The following is a 12,028-nucleotide window of genomic DNA, read 5'->3' as shown; positions in this document are numbered from 1 at the left end:
GGTTTGAAGCATATGTTTTGTTAATTTCAAATTTGCTGATCACCTTTGTATATCCATACCTTTATCCCTATGGTTCCATATTTCGTTTCGGCTCTAGCTGTTGAGTAGTCTATTACAGATCTTAACGTTTGAAGTGGTAGTCTACCTTTCAAATACCATTCTGTTCTTGCAATTTCTGCACCTGCCAATCTTCCGGAAACCATTATTTTTATTCCTTTTGCTCCCCTTCTAAGTGCTGCAGTTATTGCTCTTTTCATGACTATTTTATAAGAAGCACGTTTTTCTATTTTTTGCGCAATGGATTCTGCTACCAGTATTGCCTCTGTTTCAGGCGTTTTGACTTCAATTATATCAACACCAAATTTTCTGTTGAAGTTACTTTCAAGCGCTTGCCTAAGTTCTGTTATTCCAGAACCTTTTTTACCTATCAATATTCCTGGTCTTGCCGCATAAATTGAAATCAACACTCTTTCGGCATCTGGTCTCTGAATGAAAACTCTTGATATACCAGCTTGGTTGTAATTTTTCCTCAGGAAATTTCTTATTGCTTCATCTTCAAGGAGATATTCACTATATTTCTTTTCGTTGAACCACTGTGCATCCCATTCTGACGTTAAACCGAGTCTGAAACCTCTTGGATGTACTTTTTGACCCACCAATATCACCTCGCAACGTATATTTTATTGTTTTGCGCTATTTTCTTTTTCTCTGTCCCTGACAATAATTGTTATATGGGACATTCTCTTTTGAATAATATCCGCCCTTCCTCTACCACGTGGCCATACCCTTTTCATTCTAGGACCATCGTTTACATAACAAGCTGAAACATAGAGATTATCTTCAGACAGTCCAAAATTGTTCGTTGCATTTGCCACAGCAGATTTTAACACATTATAAACGATTCGTGCAGCCTTCTTAGGCGAAAATTCAAGAAGATTAAAAGCTTCTGAAACATTTTTACCCCTGATAGAATTGATTACAGCTCTCGCTTTTCTTGGAGATATGCGAACAAATCTTGCAACAGCTCGTGCTTCATATTTTGGTAACGTTGCAAGAGTTTCTTTTCTTTTCGCATGAAACTTGGACCTTTTGAGTCCCTCTCTTTTAATGATGGTTTGCATTATCAATTCCCTCCTTATTTCTTGACCTCACCTTTTTTGGCTGATTTGTTCGTATGTCCACCAAATCTTCTTGTGAAAGAAAATTCACCAAGTTTATGTCCTACCATATTCTCTGTTATATAAACTGGTATATGTTTCATACCATTGTACACTGCTATTGTGTGTCCGACCATCTCTGGAACGATTGTGCTTGCTCTACTCCATGTTTTTATGATCTTCTTTTCACCCGTTTCGTTTAATAGTCTGATTTTTTTCAGAAGTTTGGGATCCACGAATGGTCCTTTTTTACTTGAACGACCCATTTATTACACCTCCTGATTAACCGTTTCTTCTTCTAACTATGAATTTATCGCTTGCTCTCTTACCCCTTCTTGTTTTATAACCTTTAGCTGGTACACCCCATGGGCTTTGTGGGTGATGTCCTTTACCTCTACCTTCTCCACCACCGTGTGGGTGATCTACTGGGTTCATTACGACACCACGTACATGTGGTTTTCTACCTTTCCATCTTTCTCTACCAGCTTTACCAGAAATTTCGTTTTTGTGATCTTCGTTACCTACTATACCAACCGTTGCATAACACTTTACGTGAACCTTTCTAAGTTCACCTGATGGCATTTTCAAGAGTGCATATTCGCCTTCTTTTGCCATAAGTTGACAAGACATTCCAGCACTTCTTGCTATTTTTGCACCGCCACGCGGTAAGAACTCAACGTTGTGTAATATTGTACCTACTGGAATATTTTCTAAAGGCAATGCATTACCGGGTTTAATTTCTGCCTCTGGTCCAGACATAACTGTATCTCCAACATTTAAACCATTGGGTGCAAGGATATATCTCTTCTCGCCATCAGCATAAACAAGTAATGCTATTCTTGCTGTTCTATTTGGATCATATTCTATTGAAGCAACTTTTGCTGGAATGTTTTCTTTTTCCCATCTTCTAAAATCTATAATTCTGTATAATCTCTTATGTCCGCCACCTCTGAATCTTACCGTTATTCTTCCGTGGTGGTTTCTACCACCCGTTTTCTTAAGAGGCACAACAAGTGACTTTTCGGGCTCTGTTTTGGTAATTTCCGAAAAGTCAGGAATAACCATGAATCTTCTACCTGGAGTTGTTGGCTTGAATCTTTTAAGACCCATTGTTCTTCACCCCTCATGCTTGGAGTTCTTTAATCACATAGCCTTCTGCTAACTTGACTATGGCTTTTTTCCATTCTTTTGTGTATCCTTCCCTCGCCATATAACCCCTTCTGAGGTCTCTTTTGGGTTTTGGCTTTACAATCATTGTGTTTACTCTTTCCACTTTGACGTTAAAAAGCTTTTCAACTGCTTCTTTTATTTCCGATTTGTTCGCGTTTTTGTCAACTTCAAAAACATATTCACGATTTGCACGTAAAGACATTGACTTTTCACTTATAACAGGTCTAATAATGATATCGGAGTATTCTTTTCTCATTTGCTGAGCACCTCCTCAATTTTACGAACGGTGCCCTCTGTAAGGACAACCTTTGTAGCGTTTATTATGTCGTAAACATTTAAACCGTCGATATTAACAGGATTGCCGTTATTTGGATTATCAGCAATTATAACCTTCACACCAGGAATATTTCTTCCCGATAATTTCACATTTTCGTATACATTTTCCTTTCTCGGAAGAACGAACAAGACTTTCTCGTCAACGATTCTGAGATTTTTAAGTACTTCACGCATTTGTTTTGTTTGTGCTTTTTCAAATCGTATGTCGCTTACAACAATAAGATTACCTTCCTTAAAACGAGCAGACAAAGCTGATTTGAGCGCAAGTTTTTTCATTTTTTTGTTTAATCTTTTCAAATAATTTCTTGGCTTGGGACCGTGCGCAACTCCACCGTGTCTCCAGTTAATTGCTCTTATAGAACCAGCTCTTGCCCTACCTGTATGCTTTTGTGGCCAAGGCTTTCTTCCGCCACCTGATACTTCTCCTCTTGTCTTAGTAGAAGCGGTACCTGCTCTTGCATTTGTAAGTTGCATGTCAATATAGCGCCACATCACATCAAGATTTGGCTCAATATTAAAAATCTCATCGCTGAGTTCAACGGTTCCTATCTTTTCACCCTTGATATTATAAAGTGTTGTTTGTGCCATACTCTTTGTCCTCCTTTACTCCATTTTCGGAGCACGTCCTTGTCAAGTGCTGTAAAAATTAAACTTTAACAGCACTTCTTATCAAAACAAGGCTGCCCCTCGCTCCTGGCACTCCACCTTTAACCGCTAATAGATTATTCTCAACGTCGATCTTAACAACTTCAGAATTAAGTATTGTTACTCTTTCATTGCCATATCTTCCAGGCATTCTTTTACCTTTGAAAATTCTTGCTGGTTCTGTGTGCTGACCAACAGAACCAAGTTCTCTGTGGAACTTTGCGCCGTGTGCTCTTGGACCACCTTGAAAATTCCACCTTTTCATTGCGCCCGAAAAACCTCTACCTTTTGACCAGCCAGTAATATCTATCTTATCTCCTTCTTGGAAAATTGCAACTGTTATTTCCTGACCAACAGAATATTGATCTACGTTATCAACTCTAAACTCTTTAAGCACTCTCATTGGCTTAACATTTGCCTTTTTAAATACACCAAGCATTGGCTTGGTTAATTTCTTCTCACTAACTTCTTCAAACCCGAGTTGCACAGCGTTGTAACCATCTTTTTCTAATGTCTTTTTATGGACAACGATACATGGTCCTGCTTTAAGGACTGTAACAGGAACAACCTTATCATCTTTCCATAATCTGGTCATTCCAACCTTTCTTGCAATAATAAATTTCATCCCAAACACCTCCGAGGACTCACAGATTGATTTCAACATCGACACCTGCTGGAAGATTAATCTTCATCAGTGCGTCAATCGTCTTTGAGTTCGGTTCTATTATGTCTATAAGTCTCTTGTGTACTTTCTTTTCGAATTGTTCACGCGAATCTTTGTGTTTTAGTGGCGATCTCAGCACAACATAAAGTGTTCTTTCCGTTGGAAGTGGGATCGGTCCTGAAACTTTTGCATTTGTTTGCTTTGCCACTTCAACTATCTTCTTAGCCGATTCATCGAGCAATCTATGATCATATGCTCTCAACCTGATTCTAATTTTTTGCCCTGGCATGTCTTACCCTCCTTCTTAGAAAAGGGGGGGAATCCCCCCGATTACGCATACAAGGTTTAGCTTAATCAAGTCTTGGAAATTTTAGATACGTTTTTTGCAAAATGTTATTCAATAATTTCTGAAACAACACCTGCTCCGACTGTTCTTCCACCTTCACGAACTGCAAATCTCATACCTTTTTCAATAGCAACTGGATAAATGAGTTCGATTGTCATTTCGAGATTATCACCAGGCATAACCATTTCTGCACCTGCTGGGAGATCAACTATTTCTCCCGTAACGTCAGCTGTTCTTATGTAAAATTGTGGCTTGTAACCTTTTGTAAATGGTGTGTGGCGTCCACCTTCTTCTTTCTTCAAAACGTAGATGTTTGCTTTGAATTTCTTGTGAGGAGTGATGGAACCTGGTTTTGCAAGGACTTGTCCTCTTTCTACTTCATCTTTATCAATACCTCTGAGCAGACATCCAACGTTATCTCCAGCCATTGCTTCATCAAGTTCTTTTCTGAACATTTCAACGCTTGTGATAACTGTCTTTCTTGTTTCATAGCTCATACCAATGATCTCTGCTTCAACACCTGGTTTAATTACACCACGTTCGATTCTTCCTGTAACAACTGTACCTCTACCTGTGATAGAGAAAACATCTTCAACAGGCATAAGGAATGGTTTATCCACTTCACGAACTGGTTCTGGGAAGTAGTTATCCATTGCGTCAAGAAGTTCTTTGATTGATTTAAGATCTGGATGATTTGGATCATTTGGTGCTTCAACAGCTTTAAGTGCAGAACCTCTGATTACTGGCACTTCATCACCAGGGAATTCATACTTGCTAAGGAGATCTCTAACTTCCATTTCAACAAGATCAACAAGCTCGGGATCATCAACCATGTCTACTTTGTTGATGTAAACAATCATTGCTGGAACATTAACTTGCCTTGCAAGAAGGACGTGTTCTCTTGTTTGCGGCATAGGACCATCAGTTGCTGCAACAACAAGAATAGCACCATCCATCTGTGCTGCACCGGTAATCATGTTTTTAATGTAGTCTGCGTGTCCTGGACAGTCAATGTGTGCATAGTGTCTTTTTTCTGTTTGGTATTCAACGTGTGTAATGTTGATGGTAATACCCCTTGCCCTTTCCTCTGGTGCCTTATCGATCATTTCATATGGTGTATAATCTGCCAATCCTAAGAGTGAACAATACTTTGTTATAGCTGCGGTAAGTGTTGTTTTTCCATGGTCAATATGTCCAATCGTACCAACGTTCATGTGAGGTTTTGTTCTTATAAACTTTTCTTTTGCCATACCTTTGACCCTCCTTCTTCACCTGTGGTGGAGATTTAGATTTTTAGTGCTTGTCAGGTAGATATAAATTGAACTAAGCATTTTTCAAAATCTTTTCTGCTACCTTTTCAGGTACTCTATCGTAATGTGACAATGTCATCACGTAGTTTGCTCTACCTTGTGAAAGCGACCTAAGTGTTGTAGCATAACCAAACATTTCACTAAGCGGAACAAGTGCTTTTATTACCCTTAGATGTGCTCTGTTTTCAAGTGCTTCAATATGTGCTCTTCTGGAATTCAAGTCTGCTATAATGTTACCCATATACTCTTCTGGTGTTGTAACTTCTACACGCATGATAGGTTCAAGAAGCACAGGATTACCCTTTTCCATAGCTTCCTTAAATGCCAAGCTTGCAGCTATCTTAAATGCCATTTCTGATGAGTCCACTTCGTGGTAAGAACCATCAAGCAAAGTTGCCTTAACACCAACGACAGGATAGCCTGCTAGAACACCAACTTGCATTGCTTCTCTTATTCCTTCTTCGATAGCGGGTATGTACTGTTTCGGTATCACACCGCCAACAGTCTTATCAACAAATTCGAAGGTCTTATCTAAGCTTAAAGGCTCAAACTGGACAATAACATGCCCGTATTGTCCTCTACCACCACTTTGCCTGATATATTTACCTTCGGTTTTAACTTCTTTGGTCATTGTCTCTCTATAAGCAACTTGCGGTTTACCAACCCTTACATTGACATTGAACTCTCTTTTCAACCTATCAACAATGATTTCAAGGTGTAGTTCTCCCATTCCCGAAAGTATAGTCTCACCTGTTTCTTGGTCAACATACGCTCTGAGTGATGGATCTTCATCGAGCAATGCCTGCAACGCCTTCGAAAGTTTTGTTTCATCATCTTTTGTTGCTGGTTCGATAGCGATAGAAATAACGGGTTCGGGGAATTCCATTTTTTCAAGAATAACATTAGTTCCTTCTTCACAAATAGTATCGCCTGTTATGGTGCTTTTCATACCAATAACTCCAACTATATCTCCGGCTCTTATATAATCTACATCCTCTCTCTTATCAGCATGTAAAAATATAAGTCTTGAAACCCTTTCCTTTATACCTTTGGTAGTATTGATAACATAGCTACCTTTCTCTAGTCGTCCACTGTAAACTCTTAAGAAAGTAAGTTTGCCAACATATGGATCAGTTTGAATTTTAAATGCATAAGCTACGAATGGACCATTTTCCGTTGGAACAACTTGTATTTCATTTCCGTTCTTGTCAAAACCCCGAACCGGTGGTAAATCAAGTGGTGATGGTAAGTACCTAACCACACCATCAAGCAATGGCTGAATGCCAACGTTCATCTTGGCTGAACCACAGAAAACCGGTGTACCTAAACCTGCTATAGTGATTCTTCTGAGTGCTGCATGAATTTGTTCTTCAGTTGGCTCTTGCCCTTCAAGGTACAATTCCATTATCTCGTCATCAACTTCGGCTATTTTTTCAATCATATCTTCCCTTGCTTCTTCAGCTTTATCAAGCCATTCAACAGGAATATCTTCGTAAACCATCTCTGTACCTTCCGGATTGAGCCATCTTATAGCTTTCATTTGAATCAAATCAATTACACCTTTGAAGTCACTTTCTGCGCCTATAGGAATTTGCACGGGGATTGGGTGAGCACCCAATCTTTCAACCATACTTTGGACTGCCATTTCAAAATCTGCACCTGTTTTATCCATCTTGTTCATAAATGCAAGCCTTGGAACCTTGTACTTATCAGCCTGTCTCCAAACAGTTTCTGACTGAGGTTCAACACCTGCTGTAGCATCAAAGATTGCAATAGCTCCATCAAGCACTCTCAAAGACCGCTCAACTTCGATTGTAAAATCAACGTGACCCGGTGTATCAATTATGTTGATTCGGTGTTCCTTCCAAAAACATGTAGTTGCAGCAGACGTGATGGTGATTCCTCTTTCCTTTTCTTGAATCATCCAATCCATCGTTGCTGTACCATCATCAACACTACCGATCTGATGTTTTCTACCGGTGAAAAATAATATACGCTCGGTAGTAGTAGTCTTACCAGCATCAATATGAGCCATTATTCCTATATTCCTTAACTTATTCAAGTCGACGTAAAGAGCTTTTATCTCTTCCATACTTTCCTCCTCGAAGTACAATAAATATAAACAATAACGACAGTAGTTTCATCCACTTGATAAATTACCATCTGAAGTGTGCAAAGGCTCTGTTAGCTTCAGCCATCTTGTGTACATCTTCTCTCTTCTTAATTGCGGCACCGGTGTTATTGTAAGCGTTTAGAAGTTCTTCAGCAAGTTTTTCTTTCATTGGTTTGCCTTTTTTAGACCTTGCAATATCAACTATCCATCTGATTGCCAGAGTTGTTTTTCTTGGTTCTTGCACCTCAACTGGAACTTGATATGTAGCACCACCTATTCTTCTTGGTCTTACCTCGACAACTGGCTTCACGTTTTCAATAGCTTGCTTAAAGATCTCAATTCCATTTTTTCCTGTTTTTTGTTCGAGAATTTCGATTGCACCATAGACAATCTTTTGAGCAATCGATTTTTTTCCATCCCACATAACCTTGTTAATCATTTTTGTTACAAGAACTTCGCCGTATACTGGATCTGGTGGAACTATTCTAGGTTCGGCTCTTCTACGCCTCATCTAATTCCCTCCTTATTTCTTACCTTTACCTTTAGCACCTGCTGCTGCCCCTGCTTTTGGTCTTTTTGCACCGTATTTACTTCTGCTTTGGCGTCTGTTCTCAACACCTGCAGCATCAAGCGTCCCTCGTATAATCTTGTATCTAACACCTGGTAAGTCTTTAACCCTACCACCTCTTACAAGAACAATAGAGTGCTCTTGAAGGTTATGACCAATACCAGGAATGTAAGCTGTCACTTCAATACCGTTACTAAGCCTTACCTTAGCAATCTTACGGAGAGCAGAGTTTGGTTTTTTTGGTGTCATTGTTGAAACCCTAACACAAACTCCTCTCTTTTGTGGATGCCCCTGCAACGCTGGTGATTTTGATTTTTCCTTAATTTTCTCTCTCCCGTGTCTAACTAACTGATTTATAGTTGGCATCTTAACCCTCCCTTCACGTTCTACATTCGTGTGATATTATAACTACTATTTTTCAAAAAAGCAATAAAGCCCGTGTGAATTTTTTGTTTCGTACACTGTGTCGGGCGTTTTGTAGAATTTTAAGGAATTTAACTATTCTCAGGCACAGTAACAAAAATACAAGGCGCTACAGCGCCTTTGTGCTTTTTAAAAACTGCAATGGATTTTGCAAATTGGCTGGGGCGGTAGGACTCGAACCTACACGACTGGAGCCAAAGTCCAGGGTCCTGCCAATTAGACGACGCCCCAGCAAAATGCTGTATCGCCAATTACTGGACCCTTACAGAGAACTGGTGGGTGCGGCAGGGATTGAACCTACGACCTCTTCCGCGTCAAGGAAGCGCTCTCCCACTGAGCTACGCACCCACATCAACCAGCGATTGACATTTTACTATGCAATAGAATTCCTGTCAAGAGGTGTTTTTATAAATTTATATTTTTTGAACAACAGTTCATAACTACTTTTTCTGGATAGTTTGTTTCCTATTCTAAAACAATTACCCCCCTCAGTTTTTCGAGGGGGAAAGGGGTACAAGGAAGGAGGATTTGATATTTTATACGTCAAAGTAAAGATCAAATTCCTTAGGATGTGGAATAGAGTTAACTTGTTTTTCTTCCGATAATTTTGTCTTTACCCAATGTTCTATCAACTCTTTTGGGAAAGTTGATAAGAAGTCGTTGTTATTTAAAAGTGCATAACAGCTTTCCTCAAGTGACTTTGGAAGTGGTTTTAATTCTTTTTCGTACATGTCTCCTTCGAATGGCCCGAATCCTTCGATGATTGGATCGATCTTCTTTTTAATCCCATCTATGCCTGCAAGTATCATTGCGGCGTACCCAAGATACGGATTACATGTCGCATCTATTGTTCTAAATTCTATTCTTCTTTTTTCAGGGTCTTTTACATACGCGGGGATTCTTATTGCCGATGTTCTGTTCGCAAGGGCAAAAACGGCGTTTGTTGGTGCTTCGAATCCCGGTACTAATCTTCTATACGAGTTTGTTGACGGGTTTGTGAACGCCATTAGAGCTGGGGCATTTTTTAGTATACCTCCTATGTAATAAAGGGCTTCTTGTGACAAGTTGTATATTTTATCACCATCAAATATATTTTTTCCATTTTTCTTCAGAAATTGGTGAACATGCATTCCGTTACCAGCTTCATCATATAACGGTTTTGGCATAAAGGTGACAATGTACCCAAATTCTTTTGCCACGAGCCTTGCTACGTGTTTTACTAGCATAGTGTAATCAGCCGCTTTAAGAGCGTCAATAAGTGGAAGTTCGATTTCTACCTGACAAGTTCCAACTTCATGATGATGATATTTCACAGGTACACCGTAATCTAAAAGCTTCTTAACTATAGCGTTTCTTACTTCCATCAATTTGTCGAACGGTGGTATTCTGTGATAGCCTTTTTTTCTTCCTATAAAGTATTCACCTGTTTCCCCCGATTTCCAAAAAGCTTCTGAACTGTCTATCTCAAGAGATATTTTATTTGTTTTTACTTCGTACCTTACATCTTCAAATATGTGAAACTCATATTCTGGACCCAAATAGACTTCATCCGCAATTTCTTTTATAGATTCAAGTGTATTTTTGAGAATTGTTCTTGGATCATGAGAGCAAGGAGTCATATTCTCGACTTCGTATACGTCACATATCATTGAGAGAACCTTTTCTCCGTTGTATTCTTCTATAAACACCGTGTTTGGATCTGGAATTATGATCATATCGCTGCTGAAGACCTCAGCGTATCCAAGATTTGATGCATCGAAACCCACACCTTCAACAAATGTTTTTTCTGAAAAATTTGTTTTAGCAAGCGTAACATGTCTCCATCGTCCCCAAAGATCGACAACTTTGAGATCTATAAAATTTATTCCTTCTTGTTCAATAAGTTTTAAAACATGACTTTTGTCCATTTCACTTACCTCCCAAAAGTTGTTTTTATTCTTCGAATTCTATCATAACATTTTGAGAAAATGGATACAAACGATTTGAAGTGTTCTTATCGGGTACTGAATTTTTTGATATGCAAAATATTTTTGTTAGCTCACATTTTTGAATGCATACTATGATATACTTAAAGTTGCTTTCTTGAGTTCTTTTATGGATATGTTCCTGTTTGTTGAAAGCATTTTTCGGGTATAATATAATTAATCTAATCTTTAAAATCTTCTTAAAAGTTGCTTGCTACTAAAATATTAACATGACAAGGGAGGAAAAGTTATGAAAGCTATTATATTATGCGCTGGTAAGGGAACAAGGTTAAGACCATTAACTTACACAACGGCTAAACACCTTATTCCAGTTGCAAATAAGCCTGTTATTCTCTACACAATTGAAAAGATAAAAAGTGTTGGTATCAATGAAATAGGTATTATAGTCAGTCCGGAAAACAAGATCGATTTTGAGACAAGTCTTGGGAATGGAAATAAGTACGGTGTGAATATTGTTTATATCTTGCAACCGGAACCGAAAGGTCTTGCACACGCTGTACTTATGGCAAAGGATTTTCTTGGTGATGATGACTTTATGATGTACTTAGGCGACAACTTAATTATGGACGATATAAAACCTTTTGTTAAAGAATTTGAAGAGAAGAAAGAGCTTAGTGCACTTATAATGCTTTCACCTGTTAATGATCCTACAAGGTTTGGTATAGCTGTTATGGAAGGTAGTAGAATTACAAAAACTGTTGAGAAACCAAAAGAACCACCATCAAATCTTGCAATAATAGGTTTATATTTGTTTAGAAAAGATGTATTCGATGGTATAGCAAATATCAAACCATCTTGGCGTGGTGAGTTGGAGATTACAGATGCTATAGACTGGCTTATACAAAATAGAGGAACCGTAGAAGGTCATATTATTTATGGCTGGTGGAAAGACACAGGTAAACCAGAAGACTTGATAGAAGCAAATCATAAGATACTTGATGATATAATAGAAGAGTTTAAAATCGAGGGTACTGTTGAAGCTTCTTCATTGATACAAGGTAGGGTAAGTATTGGTGAAGGCACGGAAGTAGTGAATAGTGTTATAAGAGGTCCTGTTATAATAGGCAAAAATTGTACAATTTCTAACGCTTACATAGGACCATATACTTCTATTGGAGATGGTTCGTTAATAGAAAACTGTGAGATAGAAAATTCCATAGTAATGGATGAAGTGAGAATATCTAATTTTTCGCCTCGAATTGATTCATCCTTGATAGGGAAAAAAGTGGAAATAATTGAAGCTGATGGAAAGCCAAAAGGAGTTCAAATAATTGTTGGAGATCTTGGAAAAGTAGTTGTTTCAAGGTAAGG

The 12,028-nt window shown here is 38.5% G+C and carries 14 protein-coding genes and 2 tRNA genes; 1 reads left to right on the top strand and 15 read right to left on the bottom strand.

Annotation, left to right across the window (positions count from 1 at the left end):
- Positions 1-26: 26 nt before the first annotated feature.
- The 15 genes from rpsC to glnA all read right to left on the bottom strand — a co-directional run bounded on the left by rpsC (position 27) and on the right by glnA (position 10,639).
- A complete protein-coding gene (gene rpsC, locus N2Z58_05035) occupies positions 27-656 on the bottom strand; it encodes a 30S ribosomal protein S3 (GenBank protein ID MCX7654019.1) in 630 nt (209 codons plus the stop codon).
- Between the two features lie 24 nt (positions 657-680).
- Positions 681-1,121 carry a 50S ribosomal protein L22 gene (rplV, locus tag N2Z58_05030; GenBank protein ID MCX7654018.1) on the bottom strand — a complete coding sequence of 147 codons (441 nt, stop codon included), beginning with the start codon at positions 1,119-1,121 and terminating at the stop codon, positions 681-683.
- A 14-nt stretch (positions 1,122-1,135) separates the two neighbouring features.
- On the bottom strand, positions 1,136-1,423 hold the full coding sequence (rpsS, locus tag N2Z58_05025; GenBank protein MCX7654017.1) for a 30S ribosomal protein S19: 288 nt from the start codon (positions 1,421-1,423) through the stop codon (positions 1,136-1,138).
- A 16-nt stretch (positions 1,424-1,439) separates the two neighbouring features.
- A complete protein-coding gene (rplB, locus tag N2Z58_05020) occupies positions 1,440-2,267 on the bottom strand; it encodes a 50S ribosomal protein L2 (protein MCX7654016.1) in 828 nt (275 codons plus the stop codon).
- A gap of 13 nt (positions 2,268-2,280) precedes the next feature.
- Positions 2,281-2,583, bottom strand: coding sequence for a 50S ribosomal protein L23 (rplW, locus tag N2Z58_05015; GenBank protein MCX7654015.1), 303 nt, complete (start codon positions 2,581-2,583; stop codon positions 2,281-2,283).
- The gene (rplD, locus tag N2Z58_05010) at positions 2,580-3,251 is read right to left on the bottom strand and encodes a 50S ribosomal protein L4 (protein MCX7654014.1); all 672 of its coding nucleotides are present in this window, start codon (positions 3,249-3,251) and stop codon (positions 2,580-2,582) included. The genes rplW and rplD overlap by 4 nt, the downstream gene beginning before the upstream one ends.
- Before the next feature lie 58 nt (positions 3,252-3,309).
- The gene (rplC, locus tag N2Z58_05005) at positions 3,310-3,933 is read right to left on the bottom strand and encodes a 50S ribosomal protein L3 (protein ID MCX7654013.1); all 624 of its coding nucleotides are present in this window, start codon (positions 3,931-3,933) and stop codon (positions 3,310-3,312) included.
- A 19-nt stretch (positions 3,934-3,952) separates the two neighbouring features.
- Positions 3,953-4,261 carry a 30S ribosomal protein S10 gene (gene rpsJ, locus N2Z58_05000; GenBank protein MCX7654012.1) on the bottom strand — a complete coding sequence of 103 codons (309 nt, stop codon included), beginning with the start codon at positions 4,259-4,261 and terminating at the stop codon, positions 3,953-3,955.
- Between the two features lie 104 nt (positions 4,262-4,365).
- Positions 4,366-5,568: an elongation factor Tu gene (gene tuf / locus N2Z58_04995; protein ID MCX7654011.1), complete on the bottom strand. Its 1,203-nt coding sequence runs from the start codon at positions 5,566-5,568 to the stop codon at positions 4,366-4,368.
- A gap of 73 nt (positions 5,569-5,641) precedes the next feature.
- A complete protein-coding gene (gene fusA, locus N2Z58_04990) occupies positions 5,642-7,720 on the bottom strand; it encodes an elongation factor G (GenBank protein MCX7654010.1) in 2,079 nt (692 codons plus the stop codon).
- A gap of 64 nt (positions 7,721-7,784) precedes the next feature.
- Entirely contained in the window at positions 7,785-8,252 is a 468-nt protein-coding gene (gene rpsG, locus N2Z58_04985; GenBank protein MCX7654009.1) for a 30S ribosomal protein S7, read from the bottom strand.
- A gap of 12 nt (positions 8,253-8,264) precedes the next feature.
- Positions 8,265-8,675 (bottom strand): 30S ribosomal protein S12, encoded by a 411-nt coding sequence (rpsL, locus tag N2Z58_04980; GenBank protein MCX7654008.1) that lies wholly within the window; start codon positions 8,673-8,675, stop codon positions 8,265-8,267.
- 213 nt (positions 8,676-8,888) lie between these two features.
- Positions 8,889-8,963, bottom strand: a tRNA-Gln gene (locus N2Z58_04975).
- A gap of 42 nt (positions 8,964-9,005) precedes the next feature.
- Positions 9,006-9,080: transfer RNA gene (locus tag N2Z58_04970), tRNA-Val, on the bottom strand.
- A gap of 188 nt (positions 9,081-9,268) precedes the next feature.
- Positions 9,269-10,639 carry a type I glutamate--ammonia ligase gene (gene glnA, locus N2Z58_04965; GenBank protein MCX7654007.1) on the bottom strand — a complete coding sequence of 457 codons (1,371 nt, stop codon included), beginning with the start codon at positions 10,637-10,639 and terminating at the stop codon, positions 9,269-9,271.
- 307 nt (positions 10,640-10,946) lie between these two features.
- On the opposite strand from glnA, the gene N2Z58_04960 reads away from it, so the two are divergent.
- Positions 10,947-12,026, top strand: coding sequence for a glucose-1-phosphate thymidylyltransferase (locus N2Z58_04960; protein MCX7654006.1), 1,080 nt, complete (start codon positions 10,947-10,949; stop codon positions 12,024-12,026).
- Positions 12,027-12,028: the final 2 nt, after the last annotated feature.

Origin of the sequence: Fervidobacterium sp., from assembly GCA_026419195.1 — a bacterium.
GTDB lineage: Bacteria > Thermotogota > Thermotogae > Thermotogales > Fervidobacteriaceae > Fervidobacterium.
Note: the sequence above shows the minus strand (reverse complement) of the source record. Positions and strands in the feature narration are given on the sequence as shown.

What these genes read in the sequence shown, in the direction of transcription:
- rplV (MCX7654018.1), bottom strand. Translation starts at nt 1,121, where the DNA reads ATGCAAACCATCATTAAAAGAGAGGGACTCAAAAGGTCCAAGTTTCAT.
- rpsS (MCX7654017.1), bottom strand. Translation starts at nt 1,423, where the DNA reads ATGGGTCGTTCAAGTAAAAAAGGACCATTCGTGGATCCCAAACTTCTG.
- rplB (MCX7654016.1), bottom strand. Translation starts at nt 2,267, where the DNA reads ATGGGTCTTAAAAGATTCAAGCCAACAACTCCAGGTAGAAGATTCATG.
- rplW (MCX7654015.1), bottom strand. Translation starts at nt 2,583, where the DNA reads ATGAGAAAAGAATACTCCGATATCATTATTAGACCTGTTATAAGTGAA.
- rplD (MCX7654014.1), bottom strand. Translation starts at nt 3,251, where the DNA reads ATGGCACAAACAACACTTTATAATATCAAGGGTGAAAAGATAGGAACC.
- rplC (MCX7654013.1), bottom strand. Translation starts at nt 3,933, where the DNA reads ATGAAATTTATTATTGCAAGAAAGGTTGGAATGACCAGATTATGGAAA.
- rpsJ (MCX7654012.1), bottom strand. Translation starts at nt 4,261, where the DNA reads ATGCCAGGGCAAAAAATTAGAATCAGGTTGAGAGCATATGATCATAGA.
- tuf (MCX7654011.1), bottom strand. Translation starts at nt 5,568, where the DNA reads ATGGCAAAAGAAAAGTTTATAAGAACAAAACCTCACATGAACGTTGGT.
- fusA (MCX7654010.1), bottom strand. Translation starts at nt 7,720, where the DNA reads ATGGAAGAGATAAAAGCTCTTTACGTCGACTTGAATAAGTTAAGGAAT.
- rpsG (MCX7654009.1), bottom strand. Translation starts at nt 8,252, where the DNA reads ATGAGGCGTAGAAGAGCCGAACCTAGAATAGTTCCACCAGATCCAGTA.
- rpsL (MCX7654008.1), bottom strand. Translation starts at nt 8,675, where the DNA reads ATGCCAACTATAAATCAGTTAGTTAGACACGGGAGAGAGAAAATTAAG.
- glnA (MCX7654007.1), bottom strand. Translation starts at nt 10,639, where the DNA reads ATGGACAAAAGTCATGTTTTAAAACTTATTGAACAAGAAGGAATAAAT.
- N2Z58_04960 (MCX7654006.1), top strand. Translation starts at nt 10,947, where the DNA reads ATGAAAGCTATTATATTATGCGCTGGTAAGGGAACAAGGTTAAGACCA.